Here is a 25,546-nt window from a genome sequence, read left to right on the forward strand (position 1 = left end):
TCCCCGACCTCGCCGCCGGAAGTAGGCCATCCCCCGATGTTCACGGCTCCTCCTGCTCCGGTGCAGCCGCGTGGACCGGCACGACTGGCCCGGCTGCGCGTCCTGCTGATCGAGGACGATGAGGGCGACGCGTTCCTGGTGGGCGAGCTGCTCGACGAGCAGCAGGCCGCCATCCAGCTCACCGTGGCCAGCAGCCTCAACGAGGCCCGGCCGCTGTTCGACGCGACCGACTGCATCCTGCTCGACCTGGGCCTGCCCGACGCACAGGGCATGGAGGGGCTGCGCCGCGTGCTCGCCGAGGCGCCCGGGGTGGCCGTCTGCGTGCTCACCGGCCAGCAGGACACGCACGTCGGCATCAGCGCCGTCGCCGAGGGCGCCCAGGACTACCTGGTCAAGGGCCAGGTGGACGGCGCGCTGCTGGAACGCTCGGTGCAGTACGCGGTCGAGCGCAAGCACGCCGAGGTCAACGCGGGCAGGCTGCGCGAGGTCGAGCTGCGCCAGGCCGAGTCGGCCCGGCTGGAGCGGGGCCTGCTGCCACAGCCGCTGATGAGCAACGACCGGCTGGCCGTGCACACCTTCTACCGGCCCGGCCGTCACGAGGCGCTGCTGGGCGGCGACTTCTTCGACGTGGTGCAGACCTCCCCGAAGCACGTGCACGCGGTGATCGGCGATGTCAGCGGCCATGACGTGGACGGGGCCGCGCTCGGCGTCGAGCTGCGGGTCGCCTGGCGGGCGCTGACCCTGGCCGGGGTGGCACCCGAGCAGACGCTCGCCGCGATGGAGCAGGTCCTGGTCAGCGAGCGCAGCCATCCGGGCACGTTCGCGACGATGGCGGTGGTCCGCATCGACCTGGACAGCGGCCGGGCCGCGTGCTGGCTGGCCGGGCATCCGCCGCCACTGCTGCTGGCCGGTGACCGGGTCGCGCCGGTCGACGTGCCGTACGGGATGCTGCTGGGCCTGGGTGACGCGCCCCGCACCGGCACCGAGGTCGACCTGTCCGACGGCCCGTGGTCGCTGCTGCTGTTCACCGACGGCCTGGTGGAGGGCCGCACCGGGGATGGTCCGGAACGGCTGGGCTACGACCGGCTCGACGAGCTGTGCCGCGCCCGGCTCGCGGCAGGCGTGCCGATGTCGGCACTGCCCTCGGCCCTGGTCGAGGCGGCGGAGGCGCTCAACGGCGGCCCGCTGGCAGACGACGTGGCGATCGTGCTGCTGAACAAGGAAACGGCATCGTGACGACGAAATCGAACATTCCGCTGCGCCGACTGCGGCTGTGGTCGCTGCGCGCCCGGGTGACGGCCCTGTGCACCGCCGCTGCGCTGCTGCTGGGCCTGCTGGCGATCAGCGCCACGGTGCTGGCGGCCACGAACCGCGAGAACCTCGACGTGGTGTTGAACAAGACCGGCGGGCTGCGGATCAGCGGCGAGCGGTTGGGCGTGGCCTTGATCAACCAGGAGACCGGCGTACGCGGTTTCGTGCTCAGCGGCAATCCGGCCGAGCTGGCGCCGTACACGGCCGGGCGCGAGGAGGAGGAGAGCCTCTACACGGCGATGATCCCGCTACTGGACCAGGACCCGCAGGTGCTCGTCCAGCTTCGCCGGGTCCGGGCCAGCGCCAACGAGTGGCGGTCCCTGGTGGCCGAACCCGCCATCGCCAAGGCCCGCACCGAGGGACCCGAGGCGGCGCAGGGACTGCTCGCCGAGGAGTCGAAGAAGCGGTTCGACCAGACCCGGAACGAGGTCACCGCGCTCCAGCGCGAGATCACCGACCTGCGCGACGCGGCCGTCGCCGCGCTCAGGTCGAGCAGTGACGGCCTGGTGGTGCTGCTGATCGGCGCGGCGTTCATCATCCTGCTGGCCGGGGTCGGGCTGATGGTGCTGCTCAACCGCATGGTCACCCGGCCGGTGCTGGATCTGGCGGCGCAGGTGCAGCACGTTGCGGATGGCGCGTACGAGACGCAGATCGTCGGGCAGGGGTCCCCGGAGCTGAACCGGCTCGCCGAGGACGTCGACGGCATGCGCCGCCAGATCGCGGCCGACCTGGCCGAGGTGCGCCAGGCCCGGCACGCCGTAGAGACGGTCAACGCGCAGCTGCAGGCGCAGGCGTTCGAGCTGACCCGGTCCAACCGTGACCTGGAGCAGTTCGCCTACGTCGCCTCACACGACCTGCAGGAGCCGCTGCGCAAGGTGGCCAGCTTCTGCCAGCTGCTGCAGCGCCGGTACGCCGGCCAGCTCGACGAGCGGGCCGACCAGTACATCGGTTTCGCCGTCGACGGTGCGCAGCGGATGCAGCGGCTCATCAACGATCTGCTCGCCTTCTCCCGCATCGGCCGCAACACCAGCGGCTTCGTCCCGGTCTCGCTGAACGAGGTGATGACGGCGGTCGCCGAGCAGGTCACCAACGACGTGCACTACGACCAGAACACGTTGACCTGGGACGACGACCTGCCCACCGTGCTCGGTGAGGAGGCACTGCTGGGGACGCTGCTGGCCAACCTTATCGGCAACTCGCTGAAGTTCGCCCGCGTCGACGTGCCGCCGAAGGTGCACGTGTCCGCGCAGCGGGTCGAGGACGAGTGGCAGCTCACGGTCCGCGACAACGGCATCGGCATCGAGGCCGAGTTCGCCGAGAAGATCTTCATCATCTTCCAGCGGCTGCACGCCAAGGACGCCTATCCGGGCACCGGCATGGGCTTGGCGATCGCGAAGAAGATCGTGGAGTATCACGCAGGCCGCATCTGGGTGGCCGACACGCAGACCGACGGGGCGGCGATCACGTTCACCCTGCCCGTCGGGGAGGACGCCGACACGGTCGACGTCGACACGCCCCAAACGGATGAGGAGCACGCCGCATGATCTCCATGCCCGACAACGAACGCCCGATCGTCGTCCTGCTGGTCGAGGACGACCCGGGGGACGTGCTGATGACCCGGGAGGCGTTCGAGGAGTACAAGATGCGCAACACCCTCGAGGTCGTCACCGACGGCGTCGAGGCGCTGGCGTTCCTGCGCCGTGAGGGCGACTACGCCGACGCGCCGACCCCCGATCTGATCCTGCTCGACCTGAACCTGCCCCGCCGCGACGGGCGGCAGGTGCTCGCCGAGGTCAAGAACGACCCGGAGCTGTGCCGCATCCCGGTGGTGGTGCTGACCACCTCGCAGGCCGAGGAGGACGTGCTGCGCAGCTACCAGTTGCACGCCAACGCGTACGTGGCCAAGCCGGTGGACTTCGAGCGGTTCATCTCGGTGGTCAAGCAGATCGACGACTTCTTCGTCAGCGTCGTACGCCTGCCCAACCGCGCCTGACCGACCGAGCGGCCCGTGCGTGTGACGCCGTCGGGCCGCTCGGTCGGTCAGGCACTCGGCTCTGGTGGCAGCTTTCCGGGGTTGAGCAGACCGTCCGGGTCGACGGCCGACGCCGCCGAACGGACGGCGGGCAGGGCCGGGCCGCCGAGCAGCCAGGTGTGCGGGTCGATGACGTGCACGCCCAGCGCCCGCAGCCGCTCGACGCCGAGGTAGAGGGTGTCGGCGTCGCGGAACTCTGACAGCAGCAGCCCGCCGAAGCCGCGGCCGCGTGGCGGGTCGGCCGGGTCGAGGAATGTCCGGAGCCCGTCCAGGTGCAGCATCGCGCCGGGCAGGCAGGCGCGCACGGCGTCGGGGTCGGCGGTCAGCGGCTCGCCGCCGACCTGCAGGTGGCACAGGTCCGGCCGGGTCTTGCGGGCCCGCAGCGTGACGTGGTTGAACGACAGCGTGGACAGGTAGCCGACCGCCTCCGGCGTCACCGCCTCGACGTGCCCGCCGTGGCCGGTCACCGCCCGCATCGCCGCGTCGACGGTGCGCGTGTCGACGACCGCGCGCAGGCTGTGCCGCCCTGCGGGCATGGCCGGGTCGGGCGGGTACGTCGCGACCAGCGCGGGCTCGTCCAGCGACACCAGCCGGGGCGCGGGGGCCAGGTGCAGCAGTTCCCGTCCGGCCGCGACCGCGGACGCCCAGTCGGGGAACGAGGCTTGCAGCGCCGTCCAGTCCCGGGCGGGCGACAGCGCCACGGTGGCGGTGGCGATGACCCCGGTGACGCCGTACGCGTGCAGATACGGCAGGCAGGCGGCGCCGGTGACCCGCCGGGGTTCGCGCGGCGGGCAGCCGAGCACGTCGAGGGCGTGCACGAACCCGTCCCAGAGCCAGCCGTGTTCGATCGAGCCCAGTCCGCCCGCGCCGCCGGCGAGAAACCCGCCGATGGTGCTGCCCACGGTGCTGGGCAGCATCGCGATCTCCTGGCCGGTGGCCCGCGCCGCGGCCTCCAGCGCCACGAAGGTGGCTCCGGCCTGGGCGTGGATCCAGCCGTCGCCGACCTCGAGGATCCGGTCGGCCCGGGTCAGGTCGACGACCAGCCCGCCCGCCAGCGGCACCGCCTGGCCGTAGTTGCCGGTGCCCCGGCCGCGCGGCACGACCGGCACGCCGTGGGTGTGCGCCAGCCGCAGCAGCGCGGCCAGCTCGTCGGTGGTGCCCGGCCGGGCCACGACGTCCGCGGGATGCTCCGGCAGCACCGCCGCGAGCAGCGGTGACAGGTGCGCGTAGTCGCGCGACGCGGCGACGCGGGCGGCCGGTGAGGTGGTGTACCGGTCGGGGGGCAGCACGGCGGCCAGGTCGGCGACGAACGCGGACAGAGCCGCCGGGCCGGGGGCCCGGCGGCTCGCCTGTTGCGCGACCTGCGCCAACGGAGGTGTCGTCGGCACGGTCATCGGATGGTTCGCCTTCAGCTCAGCCCGATCGACGGGTCGATGAACTCGTTGGTGACCAGGTCCTGGGCGGTGAGCCCGGCCTTGATCTCCTTGCGCTGGCCGGTGTAGATCGGGCTCACGATCTCGATGACCCGCTTGACCCGGTCGACGTCGAAGTCGCCCAGCGTGGTGTTACCGCCGTTGCTGACGATCTTCAGCTTGAGCTGCTGCTCCACGCTGAACGCGGCCAGCTCCTTGGAGTACGGGAAGCCCTTGTACGCGTCGTTGAGCTTGATGATCAGGTCGTTGGTGGCGGCCGGGTCCTTGATGTAGTCCACCTGCGACTTCTGGATGATCGGGACCAGCTTCTTCAGGCACGCGGCGTGCTCGCCCTTCTTGTCGGCGCGCACGACGATCGCCTCGGGGTAGATCGGGTAGCCGGTGTCGTGGATGAGCTGGAACTTCACCGGCTTCTTCCACTGCGGCAGAGCCTTTTCGTAGACGAACGGCTCGTTGGTGGCGAAGCCCTGCTGGGCGATTTTGCCCTTCTCGGCCAGGAATCGGGTCGGGCTGCCGTCGTAGGCGCCGTCGACCTGGTTGCGGCGCAGGATGCCCGAGCCGAGCAGGTAGTCCATGTACGTGGCGCCGTTGAAGTACAGCACCGGGGTGTCGGTCTTGCCGATGTCGACGATCGAGTTGAAGGTCGGGTTCGCCGCCGGGTCCCACATGATCATGTAGGGCGCGATGTCGAACGGGGCGACCACGCCGACCACGGGCTGCTTGTCCGACAGGCCGATCGCGTCGTCGGTGGCGACCTGACCCAGCATGATGGTCGGGTCGGCGTACATCTGGGCGCCCGCGTTCTGGAAACCGATCGCGGGCCCGCCCGCGCGGATCTCGACGTTGACGCCGGTGCTCTCCCCGCCCGACAGCAGCGGCCCCGACACCTTCTTCTTGTCCGGGTCGATGGTGTTGGTGCTGCCCAGCAGGTGGTAGAGGGCGCCGTGCTCGGCCTCGGGCGTCCACGCCGCCTGGATCACGACCGTGGCCGGGCAGACCGCGGCCAGGTCGAGCGCGCCGCTGCCCGCGCTGGGCGCGGCAGCGGGCTCGTCGGGCTCGGCCGTGCACCCACCCGCGAGCAGGACCGCCGCGAGCGCGGCGACCGCTGTCACGCGACGTAACGGCTGCTGCGGGGCCAGATACAGCTTCATGAAACTCCTTTTTGGACTGTTGTATGACGGTGGTGCGCGAGGGTGTTGCGAGGGACGGTCAGCGGGCGGCACCCGGGCCGGTCGGGGCTGGGTGCTGCTGCGAGTCGTGCCACGCCGTGGCGTAACGGGCCACGGCGCCGAACAGCCAGAACACCGCCAGGCCCAGCAGCGACGCGAGGATCACGGCGGCGAACAGCAGTTCGGACTGCAGGCGGCGCGGGTACAGGTAGATGAGCTGGCCCAGCCCCGGCTGCCCCTGCTGGAAGAAGAAGTCGCCGACGATCGCGCCGATCACCGCGGCCCCGGCGGAGATGCGCAGGCCGGTGAGGATCGACGGCAGGGCCGCGGGCAGCTGCAACTTCACCAGCCGGGTCCAGCGACTCGCCCGGTGCAGCGTGAACAGGTCATGCAGGGCCGGGTCGGTGGAGCGCAGCCCGAACAGGGTGTTCGCGGTGATCGGGAACAGCGCGATCAGCACGCAGGTCAGCACCCGGCTGGGCAGCCCGAAGCCGAACCAGAACCCGAACAGCGGGACCAGGGCCAGGATCGGCACCGTCTGCAGCAGCACCGCGTACGGATACACCGCGCGCTCGATCCAGCGGGCCTGGCTCATCAACGCCGCCAGCAGCAGCCCGACCGCCGCCGCGATGACCAGCCCGATCACCGCGACCTGCGCCGACAGGCCCAGCCCCGCCATCAGCTCGGCCAGGTTGGCCGGGTCCAGCGCCACCCGCACCACCTCGTGCGGCGGCGGCAGCAGGAACCGCCGGTCGGCGTCGATCAGCACGTAGGTGCCCAGATACCACAGCACCAGCACCAGGCCGGACACCGCCAGCGGCGGCAGCGCGGCCCGCAGCCGCCGTACGCTCGCGGCGATCATCGGGCCACCGCCACGGCCTGGTCCACGCAGCTGCCGCGCAGCAGTTCCGTCACGTTCGCGGTCAGCGCGGTGAAGTCCGGCCAGAACCGGACCTGCGGTTCGCGCGGGTAGGGCAGGGGCACGGCCACCTCGCCGACGACGCGTCGGTTCGCCATCACCACCACCCGCTCGGCCAGAAACACCGCCTCGGCGACGGAGTGGGTGACCAGCAGCCCGGCGAAGCGGTCGGCCACGAACAACGACTGCAACTCCTCGCCGAGCCGCTCTCGGGTGATCTCGTCCAGCGACCCGAACGGCTCGTCGAACAGCATCAGCTCGGGCTGCCCGGCCAGGGTGCGGGCCAGCGACACCCGCATGCGCATGCCGCCGGACAGCGTGCGCGGCAGTTGGTCGGCGGCCTCGGTCAGCCCCACCCGGGCCAGCGCCCGCTCGGCGCGTTCGCGCCGTTGCGCGGGCGGTTCCCGGCGCAGCTCCCCGGCCAGCTCCACGTTGCGGCGTACGCTGCGCCACGGCAGCAGGGTCGGGTCCTGGAAGACGAACCCCAGTCGGGCGGCGGACCGCTCGACGGTGCCGCTGGTCGGGGTGAGCAGGCCCGCGGCCAGCCGCAGCAGCGTGCTCTTGCCGCAGCCGGACGGCCCGACGACGGCGACGAACTCACCCGCCCCGACACGCAGCGTCACGTCGTCCAGGGCGGTGGTTCCGGTGGGGTAGTGCATGCCGACCCGCTCGAAGGCGAGGGCCGGACCGTGGTCGGTCACGCTGCTGTTCCTGTCTGTGCGGGTGGGGCGGTGAGGGTGCGGTGCACCGAGGTGCGGGCGACGACCCGTCCGGCGTGGATGACGACGCGCTGGGCACTCGCGGTGGCCAGCGCCTCGCGCAGGCCACCGGCGCGGATGGCCAGCAGATCGGCCGGGGCGCCAGGGCGGATGTCGACCGGGGGCAAGCCCGCCGCGGCGCGGGCGTCGGCACTGACGGCACCGTACGCCGGTTGCGGGGTGTCGTGTCCGGCCAGCACCAGCAGCGCGGCCGTCTCCAGCGGGTCGGCGCGGCCGAGGCAGTTGAACGGATCCTGCAGGTTGTCGCCGCCCGCCGCGACGGTGACGCCTGCCGCGCGCAGCGCCGCCAGCGCGGTGAGTCCGCGCGGTACGGCCCGGTCGTGGTCTCGTCCTTGCAAGTAGAGGTTGGTCTGGGGCAGCGCGGCGACGGCGATGCCCGCGGCGGCGACCCGATCGGCGATGGCGGCGGCCCGCGCCGGCTCCATCGCGCCGAGGCTGACGCAGTGCGAGGCGAGCACGCCGTACGGGAAGCCGGTGGCCAGCACCGCCTCGGCCAGCAGCGCCAGGGTGCACGGCTCGGGCCGCAGCCACTCGTCGACGTGCAGGTCGACCGGCACGCCGTGGTCGGCCGCGAGCTCGAGACAGATCTCGACGCACTCGGCGGGGTCGGCGTCCAGCCCCGGGCAGGCGCCGACGGCGTCGGCCCCGGCCGCCAGCGCGTCGCGCAGCAGGGCGCGGTTGGCCGCCCCCGCCACGCCGGTCAGCGGGTTCGCGGCGAACGCCACCAGCTGCACGTGGCACAGCCCGGCGGCTTCCTCGCGCAGCTCCAGCAGCGCCTCGAGGCCGCGCAGGCCGATGTCGGTGCCGAGGTCGACGTGGGTGCGCAGCGCGGTCACCCCGTTGGCGACGTACGCGTGCAGCGCGGTGCGGGCGGTGGCCAGGATGTCGTCGCGGTCACGCCCCGGCCGGTACGCCAGCCACGCGCCGACCGCGCCGAGCAGGTCACCGGCCGGGTTGGCGACCCGGTCGGCGGTCAGCGCCTTGTCCAGATGTGCGTGGATCTCCATCGGCGCGGGCAGCAGCAGGTAGCCGCCCAGCTCCTCGACCCGGTCGGGGAAGCTGTGCGGATCGGCCGAGCCCGGCCGGTCGACCGCGGCGATGACGCCGCCGCGGACCGTGACGTCGGCGCGGCTGCCGTCGGCCAGCACGGCGCCGCGCAGCAGCAGCGCGTCGCCGGTCACTGGGCGTCCCGGCGGCCCCAGCGGGCCACCGTGATGGCCAGCTCCACCGGGTAGACCAGGCGGAAGTCGTGGAACTGCCACTGCTCGACCACGGCCGCCGCCAGGGTGTTCTGCCCGTCGGGTCCGAACCGGACGCCGTTCCACGGCATGATCATCTGGGTGGCGGGCAGGCTGGTCTGTCGCAGCGCGGTGCGGATCGCGGCCGGATCGCCGGAGCCGGCGGTGTCGACCGCCTTGGCCAGCGTGATCATCGCGGTGAACGCGTCGGCCGCCGCCGCGCTCATCGGCCGGTTGAAACGCTGCTGGTAGAGCCGCAGCACGTCGCGGGCCACCGGGTTGCGCCCGGCGTAGTCCTGCGACCAGGGCATTGCCCGCATCATGGTCGACGCCTCCGGCAGCGGGCGGTCGAACTGGCGGAAGCCCTGGCCCAGTCCGTATAGCGGGATGCCGGTACGGTCGGCGGCGGCGGCGATGGCGGCGGCGCCGCCGGTGCTCTGCGCCCAGGCGAGGACGGCGTCGGCCGAGTCGGCGTCCTTCTCGGTGTCCAGCGTGTCGGGGGAGTCTGTGGCGGACATCTCGATCTGTTTGGCGACGGTCGCACCCGAGCGCGGCACGAGTTCGCGCAGGCGTACCGCCGCGGCGGCGCCCTCGGTGCCGGTCTCGGTGACCAGGACCACCCGGTGCCCGCCCCCGCCGGGCCGCTCCGGCTGGCGTCCCAGCAGCGAGAACGCGCTGTCGGCGAGCTGGCTGTCGCTGGGCCCGGTGCGGAAGTACCAGTCGGCGCCGAGTTCGGTCAGGTAGTCGGCGGTGGTGTGCGCGTCCAGCAGTGGCACCCGCAGCCGCTGCACCTGTGTGCCCGCGACTTCGGTGGATTTGGCGGAGTTCGCGGTGACCAGGCCGATCGCGTGGCGCTCGGTGACCAGCGCCGACACCTGCGTCGACGTGGTGGCGGGATCGCCGGCCGTGTCGGCGGTGGCCAGCAGTAGCGTCGCACCGCCGAGTCCGGGCAGGCCGGCGTCGGCGGCCAGGGGCACCCCCAGCGTCGGGAGGGCCTGGTTGACGACCTCGACCGCCAGCTGCGCGCCGCGCACCGTGTCGGCGCCGGTCTCGGCGGCCGGCCCGGTCAGCGGCGCGAGCACCCCCACGACCAGCGGTTGCGCGGGCGGGGTGACGGAGGTGCATCCGCCGGTGGCAGCAGCGGCCGAGGCCAGGCACCAAACCAGGCACCAGGCCGGGCGCAGCCGAATCATGGACGTACACTCCGAATCGATGGTCTTGCACATGGACATCCGTCGCGCGGACCGGGGTATCTTTTCGTGCCAGACTGAGAGTTTCAAGACCCCGAGTCGGAACTATTCGGTTCGGTAAGTTGATCCACCGCAGACACTTGCTGCAACATTCGTGCTGCCGGTTAGATATGACCCGATGGCCGGGGTCGCTCCGGTTAGGACAGTGTTGTAAGACGGAAGTGGTGACGCCGATGACGGCCGACGAGCCCGGCGAACGGCCCCCCAGCTGGCGGGCGGGCGGCGTCCATCGGCGACCCTCCCCCCTGCGTACGCCGCACTGGCGCGTGCCGACCAAGCTCGCCGCCGTGCTCACGGTGCCGCTGCTGGGCTTCCTCGTGGTCACCGGGGTCCAGATCTCGGACTCGGTCCGTGCCGCCTCCGGCCTCAACGGCTTCTCCCAGCAGGTCAAGCTCGGCGTCGAGGTGACCGGGCTGGTGCACGAACTGCAGCGCGAGCGCGACCGCACCGTCGGCATGCTCGCCGCGCTGTCGGCCCGGCGGTCGCAGCAGCGTGACATCGGCAGCCTCGCCCCGGAGTGGACCGCCGTGGACCGGGCAGTGCAGCAGTTGCGGGCCCGGACCCGGCCGCTGCTGGGCAGCGACGAGGCGCTGACGCTGGCCTTCACCCGGGCCGACGGGCGGCTGACCGACCTGGCCCGGGTGCGCGAGGGCGTCGCGCAGGGCTGGCTGCGTACGCAGGCGGTGTTCGACCTGTACAGCAGCACCATCGCCGACCTGCAGGCGCTGCTGCCCGCGGGCGACCCCGGCGGCGACGCCGAGCTCGGTCGGCAGGTGCGCGGCTTCACCGACCTGGCCCGCGCCAAGGAGTTCGCCGCCCAGATCCGCGGCCAGCTCTACCTGCTGTGCCGCAGCTACGGCAACCCGACCGAGAGCGGTTGGGACAGCCGCATCGCCGACCTGCGCGCCCAGCGCACCGCCGCCCTGACCCGGTTCCGCGCCGACGCCGGGCCCGCGCAGGTGGCCCGCTTCGACGACACCGTCTCCGGCCAGGCCGTCCGCAACGCCGACCGGTTGGAGCAGCTGATCGCCGAGGAGGGCGCGGCCGCCGAGCGCGGCGTCGACGCCCAGCAGTGGTGGATGGCCAGCACGACCGAGCTGCAGCTGCTGCGTACCGTGGAGCAGATCCTGGTCGACGACGCGGTCGTCGCGGTCGGCGGGGCCAGCCGCGACCTGTGGCGCACCACCCTGATCCGCTCGCTCACCGCGATCGGACTGCTGCTCGCGGCCCTGATGCTGTCCGTCGTGATCGGCCGGAACATGGCGTTCACCCTGCGCTCGCTGCGTGAGCAGGCCCTGGTCGTGGCCGAGGTGCGGCTACCCCGTGTGATCGAACAACTGCGTGTCTCCTCCGCCGCGTCCCCGCCGATCCGGGTCGACCCGATCCGGGTGGGCTCCCGGGACGAGGTCGCCGAGGTCGCCGACGCGTTCACGGCCGTGCACCGCAGCGCGGTGCGGCTGGCCACCGAGCAGGCGGCGATGCGCCGCAACGTCAACGAGATCTTCATCAAGCTGGCGCTGCGCAGCCAGAGCCTGGTCGAACGGCAGCTGCAACTGCTCGACGACATGGAGCACGCCGAGGTCGACCCGGACAAGCTGGGCAACCTGTTCCGGCTCGACCACCTCGCCGCCCGGCTGCGCCGCAACGACGAGAACCTGCTGGTGCTCGCGGGCGGCGACACCGCCCGGCACTGGAGTCGCCCGCGTGACCTCAACGAGATCGTGCTGGCCGCCGCCGGGGAGGTCGAGCACTACCAGCGCGTCCACCACGAGATCGGCGACCAGGTGTACATCGTCGGGCACGCCGTCGCCGACGTCATCAACCTGGTGGCGGAGCTGCTCGACAACGGTCTGTCGTTCTCGCCGCCGGACACCCGGGTCGAGGTGCACGGCCACGCCCGCCCCGACGGCACCGCCGAACTGATCATCACCGACGACGGCATCGGCATGACCGCCTTCGCCCTGGCGGAGGCGAACGAGCAGCTGGGCACCCCGGTCGGCATCGACAGCTCTGCCGCCGAACGGATGGGCCTGGTCGTCGTCGGGCACCTGGCCCGCCGCCACGGCATCGGCGTCGGTCTGCACTCCACCGGCCGTGGTGTCACCGTGCGCGTGACCCTGCCCGCGAGCCTGCTCGCACCCGCGCCGGACCCGCTCGACGAACCGCCGCCCCCGCTCGCGGGCCTGGCGAAAGCCCCCACCCCGACCATGGCCGGTGCGACGACCGAGACCGACTCGGCGGAGGTCGAGCGCGTGCCCGAGGGACACCGCCTGGTCCGGATTCCGCCCCAGGCAGGGCCGCGGGATCAGACCCCGGCGCGGACCGATGCGGAGCCGAGTGTGTGGTGGTCGCGAGACGCCCCGGTGCCGGCCGCGCCGCGCGCCGTGCTGACGCCGACGCCGCAGGTCAACGCGCTGACCGAGGCGGGCCTGCCGATCCGGGTCCGGTCCGCCGCCCCGGCCGCGGTCCGACCCGCGCCGATGGGGGACGAGGTCGACCCGGACACGTTGGGCGACACCCTGACCCGCCTGGCGGGCGGCATCCGTCGCGCCGAGGCCGAGGACGAGGCACCGGACGGGACGCGGGCCGAGGCCGTGTCCGTGCCCCCGGTCGGATAGCTCCACAAGGTGCGAAATTGAGGAAGGTAAGCGATGGCGATCAGCACTGCTGCTCGTGACTTCAACTGGCTGATCAACGGATTCACCGAGCGGGTGGCGGGCGTGGTGCACACCGTCGTGGTCTCCGCCGACGGGCTGCTCGTGGCGGCGTCGGACCGGCTGCCGCGCGACAGTGCCGACCAGCTCGCGGCGGTGACCTCCAGCCTGGTCAGCGTCACCAAGACCGCGGCGCACATCTTCGAGGGTGACTCAGTGCGTCAGGCGGTGGTCGAGATGGGCCGGGGTTACCTGCTGGTCATGCCGATCCGCGACGGATCCAGCCTGGCCACGCTGGCGGCGGGCTCGGCGGACGTGGGTGTGGTCGGCTACGAGATGGCCAAGCTCAGCAAGCAGGCGGGCGACGCGCTGACGCCGGCGGTGCGCGCCGAGCTGCAGCAGACGCTGCCGCAGCCGGTCTAGCCGCCGTCAGCCGGGTCTGACATCATCGCCCGCCATGGGCATCATGGATGAGTTGGGCTTGAGCTGGGACGTCGAACCGGAGTCGTGGTCGGAGGCCGACGGCGTCCTGGGGGCGTACGCCGCGGGGCAGACCGACATCTTCGCCAGCCCGTTCGGAGAGATGGTCAAGGGCAGTGCCGCCCGGGCCCTGACCGACGTGCCTGGCGCGCAGTGGCAGCTGACGGCCCGGGTGTGGGTCGGCTTCGGCGGCGACTGGGACGCGGGCGGGCTGCTCGTGTGGTCCGATCCGGACTGCTGGGCCAAGCTCACCTACGAGCAGGGCACCGACGGGCGGCCCGCGGTGTTCTCGGTGGTGACCCGGGACGGCCGGTCCGACGACGCGGTCGGCTGGCCGCTCGGCGGCGACGGGCTGTGGCTGCGGATCAGTGCGCTGGACGGCGGCTACGCGTTCCACGCCGGTGCGGACGGGCGGTCCTGGCAGTTGGTGCGACAGTTCGCGCTGGCCGAGCCGGGGCCGGTGCGGGCGGGACTGGTCGCGCAGTCGCCGGTCGGCACCGGATGCGCGGTCCATTTCGACCAGGTCACGCTGGCCCCGACCCGGCTGGCGCACCTGTTCGACGGGCGCTGACGACAAAGCGAGCGCGGCACGCCCCGGCTGCCCCCGGAACGTGCCGCGCCTGTCATCTCGCCCCGGTCAGCGAGCACCCATCAGGTGCTCGATCGCGAGCTGGTCGAGGCGGGTGTAGTGGTAGCCGCGCGCCGCGGCGGCGTCGAGGTCGAACTCCTCGGACCGCAGCGACTCGTACGACTCGCCCGGCGCCACGGTCGGCACGGCGAGCTCGTCGATGCGCGACGCGCGGATCGCCTCCTGCACGTCCGGGTCGGCCCGGAACGCCTTGGCCCGCTCCTTGAGCAGCAGGTAGGTGCGCATGTTCGCCGCCGCCGAGACCCACACGTCGGCCGCGTCCTCGGTGCGGGTCGGCTTGTAGTCGAAGTGGCGCGGGCCTTCGTAGCCGCCGTGCTCCAGCAGGTCGACCAGGAAGAACGCGCTCTTGACGTCGCCGTGGCCGAAGACCAGGTCCTGGTCGTACTTGGGGCCGTGCTGGCCGTTGAGGTCGATGTGGAACAGCTTGCCCTGCCACAGCGCCTGCGCGATGCCGTGCACGAAGTTCATGCCCGCCATCTGCTCGTGCCCGACCTCGGGGTTGAGGCCGACCATCTCGTGGTGCTCCAGCGTCGAGATGAAGCCCAGCGCGTGGCCGATGGTCGGCAGCAGGATGTCGCCGCGCGGCTCGTTCGGCTTGGGCTCCAGCGCGAACCGGATCTGGTAGCCGCGGTCCTTGACGTATCCGGCGAGGTAGTCGATGCCCTCGCGGAACCGGTCCAGGGCCACTCGCACGTCCTTGGCCGCGTCGGTCTCGGCGCCCTCCCGACCGCCCCAGAACACGTACGTGCTCGCGCCCAGCTCGGCGGCCAGGTCGAGGTTGCGCATCACCTTGCGCAGCGCGTAACGCCGGATGTCGCGGTCGTTGGAGGTGAACGCGCCGTCCTTGAACACCGGGTGGGTGAACAGGTTCGTGGTGGCCATCGGCACGACCATGCCGGTGGCGTCCAGGGCCTTGCGGAACGCGGCGACCGCCTTGTCGCGGTCGGGTTCGACGGCCAGCAGGTCGTCGTCGTGGAACGTCACGCCCCAGGCGCCGAGCTCGGCCAGCTTGTGCACCGTCTCGACCGGGTCGAGCGGGGCCCGGGTGGCGTCACCGAAGGGGTCGCGTGCCTGCCAGCCGACCGTCCAGAGCCCGAAGCTGAAACGGTCAGCGGGGGTGGGAGTAAGACTCACCGGAGTTCTCCTCGACGTCTGTATCAACTGCGTTTCGTCAACTGCCTTGACGAAACAATGAAAGCACCCAGGACTGCAAAAGCCAAGCCGATCGCCCCGGTTCGGCGCGCCGGTCTTACCCATTAGTCTTGTGTCATGACGAATAGTGGCGGCGGACCGATGCGGCCCGGCACGATGCGCGAACGCAACCTCGCCATGCTGCTCGGCGAGGTGTTCGCGCACGAGCCGGTGACCCGGGCCCGCCTGGCCACCCTCACCGGTTTCACCAAGACCACGGTGTCGAACCTGGTCGCCGTGCTGGCCGAGGCGGGCCTGGTACGCGACGGCGAACTGGTGCACGAGGGGGAGCGGGGGCGGCCGGGCGTGGCGGTGGCCGTCAACCGCGACCGCGCCGCCGGGCTGGGCCTGGAGGTGAACGTCGACTACCTGGCCGCCTGCGTGCTGGACCTGGGGCGGCGGGTGCGATACCGGCATCTGGTCGCCGCCGACAACCGCGACCAGCGGCCGGAGCGGATCGTCACCGCGCTGGCCCGCCTGGCCGAGCAGGCTGTCGCCTCGGCCGCCGCGCAGGGGCTGGACGTGGTGGGCGCCTCGGTGGCGCTGCCGGGCGTGTTCGACCGGGCCGACGCGCTGCACGCCCCCAACCTCGGCTGGTCGAACGTGCCGATGGCCGGGCTGCTCGGCGCGGGCCTGCCGTCGCTGCGCCTGCCCGCCGAGCATGACAACGAGGCGAACCTGGCCGCGCTCGGCGAGCTGTGGTTCGGCGCGGGCCGGACCCTGGGCGACTACCTGCACGTCTCCGGCGAGATCGGGATCGGCGCGGGCATCATCGTCGGCGGCCAGGTGTTCCGGGGCGCGCGCGGGTTCGCGGGTGAGCTGGGGCATGTCGCGGTCGCGCCCGGCGGACCACCGTGCCCGTGCGGCGGGCGCGGCTGCCTGGAGCGGGTGGCAGGGCAGGAGGCGATCCTGGCGGCGGCGGGGCTGACCGGCGTGACCGCCGGGTCGGCGGCTGGGCCGCGCGAGTCGATCTCGGCTCTGGTCGGCCTGCTGGAATCCGGGGACCCGACGGCGCTGGACGCGGTCACGGCGGCTGGACGGTCGCTGGGCGCAGCGCTGGCGGCGGCGGTCAAGCTGCTCGACCCGGACACGGTGGTGCTGGGTGGGATCTTCTCGCCGCTGGCCCCGTGGGTGCGGCCCGAGGTCGAGGCGGCCCTGTCGGCGGGGGCGCTCTACGGGGCGGTGCCCGCGGTCGTGGTGTCGCCGCTGGCCGGTGACGCGGCGGTGCTCGGCGCGGCCGGATCGGTGATCGAGCGCGTCCACGCCGATCCGGCGCTGCTGCTGCGCTGAGCCGCTCGGCGCTCCCGGGCCGTTCCCACCTTCTTGCGCGAGCCTTCTTGCGCGAGCCTTCTTGCGCGAGCCTTGTGCGCGAGCCTTGTTGCGCGAGCCTTCGTCTGCGGGCGTCGAGGCCGTGGGCTGCCGGCGGGTGATGATCCGTAATCGTGGACGCTGGGTGTCGCTATAGCAGCATCCAGCGTCCACGATTGCGGATCATCACCTGGCCCTGGCGGTGACCACGGCTCGCGGCCACTCTCGGTATGCGACTTTCGCCCCGTTGCAGGCCTTTTGTCGCGCATAATCGGCGAGACGGGTGCGGCTTGAGAGGCTGAAGCCCGCAGGGAGCCTCGGAGTGAGCCATTGGACACGCTGCAGCTGCTGTTCGACGCGGTCACCGTCGTGTTCATCGCCACCACGATGCTCGCCGCCGGACTGGGTTCGACGATACCGGCGCTGCGGGCGGCGCTGACCAACCTACCGCTGCTGGGGCTGGCCCTGCTGGCGAACCTCGTCGTCGTCCCGCTGCTCGGCTGGGGGCTGGCCGTGCTGTTCGGGCTGACCGCGGCCCCGTTCATCGGATTGGTGCTGGCCGCGTCGTCGCCGGGTGGCCCGTTCGGGGCGAAGCTGGGCATGGTGCAGCGCGGCGACGTCACCACGGGCGCGGCGATGCAGGTGGTGCTGGCCGCGCTGGGCAGCATCACGTTCGCGTTCACCGCCAATGCGGTGCTGCGCGCGGCCGACGTCGGCGGCGGCGTCTCGCTGGACGTGGCCACGCTGGTGCGTACGGTGGCACTGCTGCAGCTCGTGCCCTTCGCGATCGGACTGCTGATGCGCCACTACGGTCCGGAGACCGCGCTGGCCTGGCACCCGAACGCGGTCAAGATCTCCAACGTGACGTTCCTGCTCGTCCTGATCGGGATGCTGCTGGGCAGCTGGCAGGATGTGGCGGCGCTGCTGGGATCGCGGACGCTGCTGGCCGGGTTCCTGTTCGGCGCGGGCGCGTTCGGCGTCGGCGCGCTGCTGGCCACCGGGTCGCCGGAACGGCGCACGACCATGGGCGGCGTCGCGGCGGTACGCAACGCCGGGCCCGTCCTGGCGGCGATCGGCATAGCGTTCGGCGACGACCCCGCCATCCTCGGCGCGGTGGCGGCGCTGCTGATCAGCGGCCTGGCCGCGGTCCTTCCGATCGCGGTGGCGTTCGGTCGCCGCCGTGCACCGGCACAAGCGGTCGCCACCGCCGAGCAGACGCGCACCTGAGCCGCGGCTTGGGCGCGTGGCGCGGCGGGGAGGAGTTCGTCTGGCTGCGCTCGGTGTCGAACCGGGTGGCGCAACGTCAGGCCGGGCGCCGCCGCCAGAACTGGCGCGGGGAGTAGCCGTCGCGGCGCAGCCAGTGCTCGGTGTACACGATCCGCTCGGCCTCGATCACGATCAGCGGCCCGGCGGGCGGCGCATCGAGCGCGCGGGACCGCTCCACATGATCGGACTGCCACCGGAACGCGGGCCAGTAGTGCTCGAACTCGGCGTCGTCGGCGGTCAGCACCCGGGCCTGGCCGAACAGCTGCGCGCCGCGGCTGCTGGCCTGCCCGACCAGCGGCGCGAATACGCCGACCGAGATCCGCGGGTCGGCGGCGAGGTTGCGCATCTTCGGTGAGGTCGCCATCGCGGTGAACATGACCGCGAAGTCGAGGTGGTAGTAGCGCACCGGGGTGGCCAGTGGCCCGTCCGGGCCGGAGGTGGCGAGCACGCACATGTTCTGCGAGGACAACAGGTTGAGGATGCGTTCCTCCAGGCGGGCGCGAGGCAGTCGCCTGATCGGAGACGGTCCGGCCAGCCAGGGGTTGGTCACGGGCATGATCGAGTCTCGCACGGCGGCCGCCGCCGGTCCGCGGTGGCCACGGACGAATTGTTAACCAGTCTTGCAGATCTACGCATCTGCTGTTAAGAATGTTTGCTGAGCGGTTCTCCAGGTGGTCTGGATGGGGCAGAACCCGTTCCGCCGTCATGGGCGGAATTCGGAGGGATCCATGCTCACATCACTGCGCCCTGCCATGAAACGGTGGCTGGCCGCACTCGTCGCCTGCTGCGCCGCCGTGGCGGCCGCGTTCGCCGTCACCCCGGGGACCGCGCAGGCCGCTCCGGCGTTCAAGGTGCTCGCCTTCTACAACGGCACCTGGGACGCCGCCCACATCGACTTCGACAAGGAGGCCAAGGTCTGGTTCCCCCAGACCGCGGCGCAGTACAACTTCTCGTGGGAGGCGACCACCGACTGGAGCCTGCTCAACACGGGCAACCTGGCCCAGTACAAGGTGATCATGTTCCTGGACGACGCGCCGCCGGCGGCTCAGCGGGCGGCGTTCCAGACGTACATGAGCAACGGCGGGGCCTGGATGGGCTTCCATGTCACCGCGTTCAACACCGACCCGAACAGCTGGAGCTGGTACTACAACACGTTCCTGGGCACCGGCGCGTTCGTCTCCAACACCTGGGGCCCGACCAGCGTCACGCTCAAGACCGAGGACCGGGCACACCCGTCGACGCTGCGGCTGCCCGCGACGTTCACCTCGGCGGTCAGTGAGTGGTACTCCTGGCAGCGCGACCTGCGCACCAATCCGGCCATCGACATCCTGGCCTCGATCGACCCGTCCAGCTTCCCGGTCGGCACCGATCCGAACCAGTCCTGGTACAGCGGCTACTACCCGATCATGTGGACGAACCGCAACTACAAGATGCTGTACGCGAACTTCGGCCACAACGCGATGAACTACGACACCAACACCCGGCTGTCGTCGACCTTCGCCAGTGAGGTGCAGAACCGCTGGCTGATCGACGGCCTGCTGTGGCTGGGCGGGGTCACCACCAGCCCCAGCCCGAGCGGCAGCCCGGCGCCGTCGCCCTCGGCGTCGACCGGTCCGATCTCGCCGACCGCCTGGTACAGCGCGGTGAACAAGACCAGCGGCAAGTGCGTGGACGCGCGCGGCGCCGCCTCGGCCAACGGGACGGCGATCCAGCAGTACACCTGTAACAACACCAACGCGCAGTCGTTCCGGTTCACCCCGTCCAGCGGCGGCTACGCGCACGTCGACATCCGCCTCAACGCGGCCCAGTCCTGGGACGTGACCAACGTGTCCACCGCCGACAACGCCCCGATCCAGCTGTGGGCCTACGGCGGCGGCAACAACCAGCAGTGGCTGCCCGTCGCCGAGGGCGGTGGTTACTACCACTTCGTCAACCGCAACAGCGGCAAGTGCCTGGATGTGCCGGCGGCCTCCACCGCCAACAGCGTCCAACTGGTGCAGTACGCCTGCAACGGCACCGGTGCCCAGTCGTTCCGGCTGGTGCAACAGCCCTGATCGATGAGTCGGCCCGAGCACCCTCGCGGTGCTCGGGCCTTTCCCTGCCCGCTGGGCCGCGCGGTCTTATCTGGACGGTGCGCAGGAATGCAAGTGTTTGGTATATTTTTGCGATCGGCCTGCAAAATCTGTATTAAACATTGTCTGACGTCTGATGCCAGGGTGCTCGGGTGTGACGGACGCGAGCGCCGCATGGGCCTGGAAAAGGTGCCGACGGGGAGTGCGCGTGAGGTTTCAGCTGCTTGGGCCGGTCGCGGTGCGCCGCGACGACGAAGAGTTGCCGTTAGGGCCGGGCAAGCAGCGGGCGCTGCTTGCTGCCCCTCCTGCTCGACCGCGGCCGAGTCGTCTCCACCGCGCGACTCACCGAGGCGCTGTGGGACGACGACCCACCCAGCTCCGCTACGTCCAACATGCGCACCTACGCGTCGGGGCTGCGCGCCGTGCTCACCGACCGGCGCGGCCCCCGCATCACCAGCCGTAGCCCCGGCTACCTGCTGACCCTCGACGAGGACGAACTCGACACCGACACCTTCGGTGAGCTGGCGGCCACCGGGTACGCCGAGCTCGCCGCCGGGCAGCCTGCCCGCGCCGCACAGGCGTTCGCGCTGGCGCTGGCGCTGGCGCTGTGGCAGGGCTCGGCCGGGGAGGACAGCGTCCGCTCGCCGTACCTGGACCGGCGGCTGGCGGCGCTGGAGGAGCAGCGGCTGGCCGTCACCGAAGAGTGGATCGGGGCCCGGCAGCAGCTCGGCGAGCACGCCGACCTGGTGCCGGAGCTGCGGCGGTTGACCTCGGGCAACCCGCTGCGCGAGCGGCTGTGGTGCCAGCTGATGCTGTCGCTGTACCGGACCGGCGACGTCGGCGGGGCGCTGGCGGCATATCGGCGCGCCCACGAGATCTGCGTCGACGACCTCGGCGTCGATCCCGGCCCGGAGCTGGTCCGGCTGCACCAGGTGATCCTGTCCCGGGATCCGGCGCTGGGCGTGGCGGCTCCCGCGCGCTACCCCGCCCCCGGCCCGGCGCTGGTGGTCGAGCCGCAGCGGACGCCGACCGTGCCTCGGGAACTGCCGGTCGCGGCGCCGGTGTTCGTCGGCCGGGACCGGGAGCTGGCCGAGGTGGTGGACACCGTCCTGGCCGGACTGGCCGCCCCGCGCCCGGCGGCAGCCCCACCGTCGTGGCGGTGCACGGGCGGCCGGGCGTAGGAAAGTCGGCGCTGGTCATGCACGCGGCGGCCCGGCTGATGGCACGCTTTCCCGGCGGGCAGCTGTACGTGGACCTGCGGGCCGGGGGCGCCGACACGGTGACCGTGCTGGGGCGGCTGCTGCGCGCGCTCGGGGTGCGCGACACCCGCGTGCCACCCGCGCGATCCGGTCCAGTGGCTGGCCGGGAGCGCGTTGGGGGCACTGTCCGCGCTGTTGGTGATCCGGTTCGACGACCTCGCCGAACTGTTCGTGCCGACCCGAAAGAGCGCCACCTCGCGCCGCTGACCGGAGCGGCTGTTCGCGGGTGCCCGGCGGGCCGCCCGCCGAACTACGATGCCCAGCGTGACCCAGACGCCGACGGTGCCCCGGCAGGCGCGAACCCGCCCCGCGCCCATGCATGCCCACCTGCGGGAAGCCGCCCGGCGCAGGCTCGCGCCACTGGACCGGGTGCTGGACCCGTACGCGTGGTACGCCGCGCTCGCGGTCACCCTGATCGCGGGCGTGCTGCGGCTGAACAACCTGGCTCAGCCGCCCGGCAAGATCTTCGACGAGGTCTACTACGCCACGGACGCGCACTGGCTGTGGGAGAAGGGCTTCGAGTGGAACGAGCAGGAGAACGGCCCCGGCTACGTCGTCCACCCGCCGCTCGGAAAGTGGATCATCGGGATCGGTGAGCAGCTGTTCGGGTACAACGAGACCGGCTGGCGGTTCACCGCCGCGATCTTCGGCACCGCGTCGGTGCTCCTGCTGATCCGCATCGCCCAGCGGCTGTTCGGGTCGACAGTGCTGGCGTGCGCGGCCGGGCTGCTGCTGGCCTTCGACGGCATGCACTTCGTGCTGTCGCGCACCGCGCTGCTCGACATCTACCTGATGTTCTTCGTGCTGGCCGCGTTCGGTGCGGTGCTCCTCGACCGCGACGCGCGTCGGCGCCGCTGGGCCCGCTTCCTCGACGACGGCGGCAACCCGGCCGGGGTGGGCAAGGCGAGCCGCCCGCCGAGGGCGGTGCCCTGGTGGCGGCTGGCGGCCGCCGTGCTCATGGGCTGCGCCCTGGCCGTCAAGTGGAGCGCGCTGGCGTTCCTGCCGGTGCTGGTGTTGCTGATCCTGTGGTGGGAGGTCGGCGCCCGGCGCACGGCCGGGGTGCGCCACCCGGTCCGCGACACCGTCCTCGACGAGGCGGGCTGGCTGCTGGCCTGCGTGCCGATCGTGCTCGGCGTCTACCTGGCCTCGTGGAGCGGCTGGCTGCTCACCGACGGCGGCTTCTACCGGCACTGGCTGCGCGACAGCGGCCAGCCCGAGCCGCCGATCTGGGGCGCGCTGCGCAACCTGTGGTACTACCACCAGCAGGCGTACGGCTTCCACAGCGGCCTGCAGACTGCGCACGCCTACCAGTCCGCGCACGGCTGGGGCCCGATCCAGTGGCTGTTGCAGGGCCGGCCGGTGCTGTTCTACCGCTCCGGCGGCGCGACCTGCGGCGCCCCCAGCTGCATGGCGTACGTGCTGATGCTGGGGACCCCGCTGCTGTGGTGGAGCTTCATTCCCGCGCTGCTCGGGGCGCTCTGGTTCGGCGTCGCCCGCCGCGACTGGCGCGCCGCCGCGGTGCTGGCGATGGTCGGCGCCGCGCTGCTGCCGTGGTTCGCCTACCCGAACCGCACCATGTTCAGCTTCTACGCCCTGCCCGCCCTGCCGTTCCTGATCCTGGCGGTGGTGTTCGTGTTCGGCGCGATCATGACACCGCGGCCGGGGCGGCCCCGGGACGAGGACCGGGTCATGATCGGCGCGATCGCCGCCGGGACGTACGTGGTGCTGGTCGTGCTCGCCTTCGCCTGGTTCCACCCGCTCTACGTCGGCCAGTCGATCCCGTACGAGGACTGGTCGCGCCACATGCTGCTCGGCGACCTGTGGGGCGCCGACTGACCCGGTAAACGCGGTGACGGCCGGTCGTCGGCGGGGCTAACGTGGCCCGATGACCGGCCCCGCCACCCGCCCGCTGCTGTTCCTGGACGTGGACGGTCCGCTGAACCCGTACGCGGCCAAGCCCACCCGGCGTCCCGAGGGCTACCAGACCCACCGGATGCTGCTGGCCTCGATGGCGCAGCCGCACCGGCCGTCGTACCACCGCCGCAGACCGCTGCGGGTGTGGCTGAACCCCGACCACGGCCCGAGCCTGCTGGCCCTGCCGTACGACCTGGTGTGGGCGACGACCTGGACCGACGAGGCCAACGAGTGGATCGCGCCCCGGCTGGGCCTGCCCGAGCTGCCCGTGGTCCAGTGGCCCCGACCGCGCCAGGACGGCCCCGGCGGGGTCTTCTGGAAGACCGCGACCCTGGTCGAGTGGGCCGCCGGGCGGCCGTTCGCCTGGGTCGACGACGACGTCACCGACGCGGACGTCGCCTGGGTGGCCGCGCACCACGGCGGCCCTGCGCTGGTGCACCGGGTCGACCCGAAGCACGGGCTGCGCGCCGGGGACTTCGCGGCACTCGCGTCCTGGGCCGGTGTGATGAGCTAGGTGTCAGCCGGTGGCTGTGGTTCGGCACGCTGTCCTGACCGTCGTGCGCCGGGGAGGGCGGCCGCCCTCCCCGGCGCACGCGCGCTAGATGGTGCTGGTGTTGATCTTGTACCACATGTGGTCGCCGTAGCGGCTGACCAGCTCGGGCCTGCCGTCGCCGGTGACGTCGGCGGCCTGGACGTAGTCGCGGGCGTTCCAGCCGGTGCCCAGGTCCTCCCACACGTTGCTGAAGCCGATGGTGCTGGCGGAGCTGGTGCTGAGCTTGATCCACAGGTGGTCCACGGTGCGGCCCACGACGTCGGCCTTGCCGTCGTGGTTGACGTCCACGACGGTGATCCAGTCCCAGGTGTTCCAGCCGACCCCGTCGTCGAACCAGTCGTCGGCGAAGCTGACCGAGCTGCCCACGGTGGTATTGATCTTGTACCACATGTGGTTGTTGTAGCGGCCGATCAGTTCGGGCTTGCCGTCGCCGGTGACATCGGCCGCCTGCACGTTGTCCCAGGTGTTCCAGCCGCCGCCGAGGTCCTGCCAGCCGCCGAACGAGACGGTGCCGCCGGTGCTGGTGCTGAGCTTGAACCAGATGTGGTCGTTGTAGCGGCGCATGACGTCGGCCCTGCCGTCGGCGTTGACGTCCACGACCTTGATCACGGTGGCGGCGTTCCAGCCGGCGCCGTCGTCGTACCAGGCGCTGCCGAAGCTGATCGCGGTGGCCGTGCTGGTGTTGACCTTGTACCACAGATGGTCGTTGTAGCGGCCGAGCAGTTCCGGCTTGCCGTCTCCGGTGACGTCGGCGAACCCGATGTTGTCCCAGGTGTTCCAGCCGCCGCCGAAGTCCAGCCAGCCGCCGAACGACACGGCGCTGCTGGAGCTGGTGCTGAGCTTGAACCACAGGTGGTCGTTGTAGCGGCCCGCCACGTCGGCCTTGCCGTCGTTGTCGACGTCGACGACCGTGATCGAGTTCCAGGTGTTCCAGCCGGGGCCGTCGTCGTACCAGTTGTAGGCGAAGCTGAGCGTGCCCGAGGCGATGATCTCCGTGTGCCAGGTCTGGACCTGGGCGACCTGACCCCCGAACCAGCCGCCGACGGCACCGGCGCCGCTGCGGTGGGCGCCCACGCGCAGCGCCCCGGTGGCGTTCCACTTCACCGAGTGTCCGGTGGTGGCCACGTCCACGCCGTTGAGATAGAGCACGACGGTGTTCGTAGCGGCCTTGTAGGTGACGGTGATCTGGCTCCAGACCCCGTACGACGCGCTGCCCGGGGGTGCGATGGCGGTGTCCCACACCGGGCTGGCCACGTCGCTCTGGCTCATCGCGAACCGCCAGGACTTGTCCGACGGCTCGGCCCACAGCTTGAACCCGGCCGCGTTGTTGCCGTCCTGGGACAGGACGGTGCCGCCGCCGGTGGGCTTGGCCCACAGGCTGACCGAGAAGTCGGCGTTGGTGGCGACTGCCGGGCCGGTGGTGACCAGGGTGCCGCTGACGCCGTTGAGCTGGGCGTCCGGGCTGAACAGGTCGCCGGTGTTCCAGGTGGCGCCGCCCGCGGCGGCCAGGTTGAGGCTGCCGACCACGTCGGCGGCGGTGGTGATCGGCGCTCCCGCCACGGCGCTGCCCATGTCGGCCAGCGTCCAGGCGTGGGCGGCGGTGACGAGCGGGATCGTCGCCTGCGCGGTCAGCGTGGCGGTGCCCGCCGGGTCGCTTATCGCGGTGACCAGGCGGGGCGTGGTGACGCCGCCGCTGGTGGACCACAGGTCGGCGGTGCCGTTGCCGTCGATGTCGGCGGCCTGGACGGTGGCCGTGGCGCCGAGGCCGGTGACGGTCACCGTGTGGGTGGTGTACGCGATGGTGGCGGTGAACGTGGCGTCGTTGGTGGTGACGGTGATGCCGGTCCACAGGCGCAGGGCGCCGGTGACGGTGTTGCGCAGGTACATGGCGGTGCCGGTGGGCAGTCTGGTGGTGGTGATGTCCCAGTTCTGCCAGTTCTGATCGCCGTCGGGGGTGTTCACGGCGATGTCGTAGCCCATCGCGTAGCCGCCGACCATGTTGCTGTTGGGGTAGTAGGACAGGTAGAAGTGGCCGTAGTCGGTGGATCCGTTGACGGCGATGAGGTCGG

Annotated in this window: 21 protein-coding genes; 12 read left to right on the forward strand and 9 right to left on the reverse strand. The window is 71.9% G+C overall.

Annotated elements, in window-relative coordinates; translation table 11 throughout:
- Positions 1 to 60 precede the first annotated feature (60 nt).
- Genes KUA19_RS24065 through KUA19_RS24075 form a run of 3 tightly spaced genes read left to right on the forward strand, consistent with a single transcriptional unit; the run spans position 61 to position 3,304 of the window.
- A complete protein-coding gene (locus tag KUA19_RS24065; RefSeq protein WP_308167611.1) occupies positions 61 to 1,236 on the forward strand; it encodes a PP2C family protein-serine/threonine phosphatase in 1,176 nt (391 codons plus the stop codon).
- Positions 1,233 to 2,855 (forward strand): sensor histidine kinase, encoded by a 1,623-nt coding sequence (locus KUA19_RS24070; protein WP_308167612.1) that lies wholly within the window; start codon positions 1,233 to 1,235, stop codon positions 2,853 to 2,855. Before KUA19_RS24065 ends, KUA19_RS24070 begins: the two co-directional genes overlap by 4 nt.
- Positions 2,852 to 3,304 (forward strand): response regulator, encoded by a 453-nt coding sequence (locus KUA19_RS24075; RefSeq protein ID WP_254549972.1) that lies wholly within the window; start codon positions 2,852 to 2,854, stop codon positions 3,302 to 3,304. The genes KUA19_RS24070 and KUA19_RS24075 overlap by 4 nt, the downstream gene beginning before the upstream one ends.
- A 47-nt stretch (positions 3,305 to 3,351) precedes the next feature.
- On the opposite strand, the gene KUA19_RS24080 is transcribed toward KUA19_RS24075, so the two are convergent.
- From KUA19_RS24080 to KUA19_RS24105, 6 genes are read right to left on the reverse strand one after another with little or no spacing between them, the layout of a single operon-like run.
- A complete protein-coding gene (locus KUA19_RS24080) occupies positions 3,352 to 4,737 on the reverse strand; it encodes an FAD-binding oxidoreductase (RefSeq protein WP_217399195.1) in 1,386 nt (461 codons plus the stop codon).
- A gap of 14 nt (positions 4,738 to 4,751) precedes the next feature.
- Positions 4,752 to 5,927: a substrate-binding domain-containing protein gene (locus tag KUA19_RS24085; protein ID WP_217399197.1), complete on the reverse strand. Its 1,176-nt coding sequence runs from the start codon at positions 5,925 to 5,927 to the stop codon at positions 4,752 to 4,754.
- 58 nt (positions 5,928 to 5,985) lie between these two features.
- Complete coding sequence (locus tag KUA19_RS24090) at positions 5,986 to 6,807, reverse strand: ABC transporter permease (RefSeq protein WP_217399199.1); 822 nt, start codon at positions 6,805 to 6,807, stop codon at positions 5,986 to 5,988.
- Positions 6,804 to 7,565, reverse strand: coding sequence for an ABC transporter ATP-binding protein (locus tag KUA19_RS24095; RefSeq protein WP_308167613.1), 762 nt, complete (start codon positions 7,563 to 7,565; stop codon positions 6,804 to 6,806). The genes KUA19_RS24090 and KUA19_RS24095 overlap by 4 nt, the downstream gene beginning before the upstream one ends.
- Positions 7,562 to 8,824: an amidohydrolase family protein gene (locus tag KUA19_RS24100; protein WP_217399201.1), complete on the reverse strand. Its 1,263-nt coding sequence runs from the start codon at positions 8,822 to 8,824 to the stop codon at positions 7,562 to 7,564. Before KUA19_RS24100 ends, KUA19_RS24095 begins: the two co-directional genes overlap by 4 nt.
- Positions 8,821 to 10,074 carry an ABC transporter substrate-binding protein gene (locus KUA19_RS24105; protein ID WP_217399203.1) on the reverse strand — a complete coding sequence of 418 codons (1,254 nt, stop codon included), beginning with the start codon at positions 10,072 to 10,074 and terminating at the stop codon, positions 8,821 to 8,823. Before KUA19_RS24105 ends, KUA19_RS24100 begins: the two co-directional genes overlap by 4 nt.
- Before the next feature lie 230 nt (positions 10,075 to 10,304).
- Here KUA19_RS24105 and KUA19_RS24110 point away from each other — a divergent pair, with 230 nt between their 5' ends.
- From KUA19_RS24110 to KUA19_RS24120, 3 genes are read left to right on the forward strand one after another with little or no spacing between them, the layout of a single operon-like run.
- On the forward strand, positions 10,305 to 12,749 hold the full coding sequence (locus tag KUA19_RS24110; RefSeq protein ID WP_217399205.1) for a sensor histidine kinase: 2,445 nt from the start codon (positions 10,305 to 10,307) through the stop codon (positions 12,747 to 12,749).
- A gap of 33 nt (positions 12,750 to 12,782) precedes the next feature.
- A complete protein-coding gene (locus KUA19_RS24115) occupies positions 12,783 to 13,208 on the forward strand; it encodes a roadblock/LC7 domain-containing protein (protein ID WP_254549973.1) in 426 nt (141 codons plus the stop codon).
- Positions 13,209 to 13,242: 34 nt separating this feature from the next.
- On the forward strand, positions 13,243 to 13,836 hold the full coding sequence (locus KUA19_RS24120; protein WP_217399207.1) for a DUF1349 domain-containing protein: 594 nt from the start codon (positions 13,243 to 13,245) through the stop codon (positions 13,834 to 13,836).
- 66 nt (positions 13,837 to 13,902) lie between these two features.
- Here the strand turns inward: KUA19_RS24120 and xylA are convergent, their stop codons facing one another.
- Positions 13,903 to 15,048, reverse strand: coding sequence for a xylose isomerase (gene xylA, locus KUA19_RS24125; protein ID WP_217399209.1), 1,146 nt, complete (start codon positions 15,046 to 15,048; stop codon positions 13,903 to 13,905).
- Positions 15,049 to 15,183: 135 nt separating this feature from the next.
- On the opposite strand from xylA, the gene KUA19_RS24130 reads away from it, so the two are divergent.
- Positions 15,184 to 16,395, forward strand: a complete 1,212-nt coding sequence (locus KUA19_RS24130) for an ROK family transcriptional regulator (protein WP_217399211.1) — start codon at positions 15,184 to 15,186, stop codon at positions 16,393 to 16,395.
- 348 nt (positions 16,396 to 16,743) lie between these two features.
- The gene (locus KUA19_RS24135) at positions 16,744 to 17,640 is read left to right on the forward strand and encodes a bile acid:sodium symporter family protein (RefSeq protein ID WP_217399213.1); all 897 of its coding nucleotides are present in this window, start codon (positions 16,744 to 16,746) and stop codon (positions 17,638 to 17,640) included.
- A 76-nt stretch (positions 17,641 to 17,716) separates the two neighbouring features.
- Here the strand turns inward: KUA19_RS24135 and KUA19_RS24140 are convergent, their stop codons facing one another.
- Complete coding sequence (locus KUA19_RS24140) at positions 17,717 to 18,235, reverse strand: pyridoxamine 5'-phosphate oxidase family protein (RefSeq protein WP_217399214.1); 519 nt, start codon at positions 18,233 to 18,235, stop codon at positions 17,717 to 17,719.
- Between the two features lie 172 nt (positions 18,236 to 18,407).
- Between KUA19_RS24140 and KUA19_RS24145 the strand changes: the two genes are divergently transcribed.
- From KUA19_RS24145 to KUA19_RS24160, 4 genes are all read left to right on the forward strand, one after another.
- A complete protein-coding gene (locus KUA19_RS24145) occupies positions 18,408 to 19,733 on the forward strand; it encodes a ThuA domain-containing protein (RefSeq protein ID WP_254549974.1) in 1,326 nt (441 codons plus the stop codon).
- Positions 19,734 to 20,044: 311 nt separating this feature from the next.
- The gene (locus KUA19_RS24150) at positions 20,045 to 20,932 is read left to right on the forward strand and encodes an AfsR/SARP family transcriptional regulator (RefSeq protein ID WP_217399215.1); all 888 of its coding nucleotides are present in this window, start codon (positions 20,045 to 20,047) and stop codon (positions 20,930 to 20,932) included.
- Positions 20,933 to 21,325: 393 nt separating this feature from the next.
- The gene (locus tag KUA19_RS24155; protein WP_254550042.1) at positions 21,326 to 22,846 is read left to right on the forward strand and encodes a dolichyl-phosphate-mannose--protein mannosyltransferase; all 1,521 of its coding nucleotides are present in this window, start codon (positions 21,326 to 21,328) and stop codon (positions 22,844 to 22,846) included.
- Between the two features lie 49 nt (positions 22,847 to 22,895).
- Complete coding sequence (locus KUA19_RS24160; protein WP_217399217.1) at positions 22,896 to 23,438, forward strand: hypothetical protein; 543 nt, start codon at positions 22,896 to 22,898, stop codon at positions 23,436 to 23,438.
- 84 nt (positions 23,439 to 23,522) lie between these two features.
- Here KUA19_RS24160 and KUA19_RS24165 read toward each other — a convergent pair.
- On the reverse strand, positions 23,523 to 25,546 hold a 2,024-nt coding region (locus KUA19_RS24165), incomplete at its 5' end, for an FG-GAP-like repeat-containing protein (protein WP_372451835.1).

Source organism: Catellatospora tritici, assembly GCF_019083965.1.
GTDB lineage: Bacteria > Actinomycetota > Actinomycetes > Mycobacteriales > Micromonosporaceae > Catellatospora > Catellatospora tritici.

Coding starts and splice junctions, on each gene's coding strand:
- KUA19_RS24075 (WP_254549972.1), top strand. CDS start 2,852: ATGATCTCCATGCCCGACAACGAACGCCCGATCGTCGTCCTGCTGGTC.
- KUA19_RS24090 (WP_217399199.1), bottom strand. CDS start 6,807: ATGATCGCCGCGAGCGTACGGCGGCTGCGGGCCGCGCTGCCGCCGCTG.
- KUA19_RS24085 (WP_217399197.1), bottom strand. CDS start 5,927: ATGAAGCTGTATCTGGCCCCGCAGCAGCCGTTACGTCGCGTGACAGCG.
- KUA19_RS24145 (WP_254549974.1), top strand. CDS start 18,408: ATGCTCACATCACTGCGCCCTGCCATGAAACGGTGGCTGGCCGCACTC.
- KUA19_RS24115 (WP_254549973.1), top strand. CDS start 12,783: ATGGCGATCAGCACTGCTGCTCGTGACTTCAACTGGCTGATCAACGGA.
- KUA19_RS24080 (WP_217399195.1), bottom strand. CDS start 4,737: ATGACCGTGCCGACGACACCTCCGTTGGCGCAGGTCGCGCAACAGGCG.
- KUA19_RS24120 (WP_217399207.1), top strand. CDS start 13,243: ATGGGCATCATGGATGAGTTGGGCTTGAGCTGGGACGTCGAACCGGAG.
- KUA19_RS24130 (WP_217399211.1), top strand. CDS start 15,184: ATGACGAATAGTGGCGGCGGACCGATGCGGCCCGGCACGATGCGCGAA.
- KUA19_RS24105 (WP_217399203.1), bottom strand. CDS start 10,074: ATGATTCGGCTGCGCCCGGCCTGGTGCCTGGTTTGGTGCCTGGCCTCG.
- KUA19_RS24155 (WP_254550042.1), top strand. CDS start 21,326: ATGCATGCCCACCTGCGGGAAGCCGCCCGGCGCAGGCTCGCGCCACTG.
- KUA19_RS24140 (WP_217399214.1), bottom strand. CDS start 18,235: ATGCCCGTGACCAACCCCTGGCTGGCCGGACCGTCTCCGATCAGGCGA.
- KUA19_RS24110 (WP_217399205.1), top strand. CDS start 10,305: ATGACGGCCGACGAGCCCGGCGAACGGCCCCCCAGCTGGCGGGCGGGC.
- KUA19_RS24160 (WP_217399217.1), top strand. CDS start 22,896: ATGACCGGCCCCGCCACCCGCCCGCTGCTGTTCCTGGACGTGGACGGT.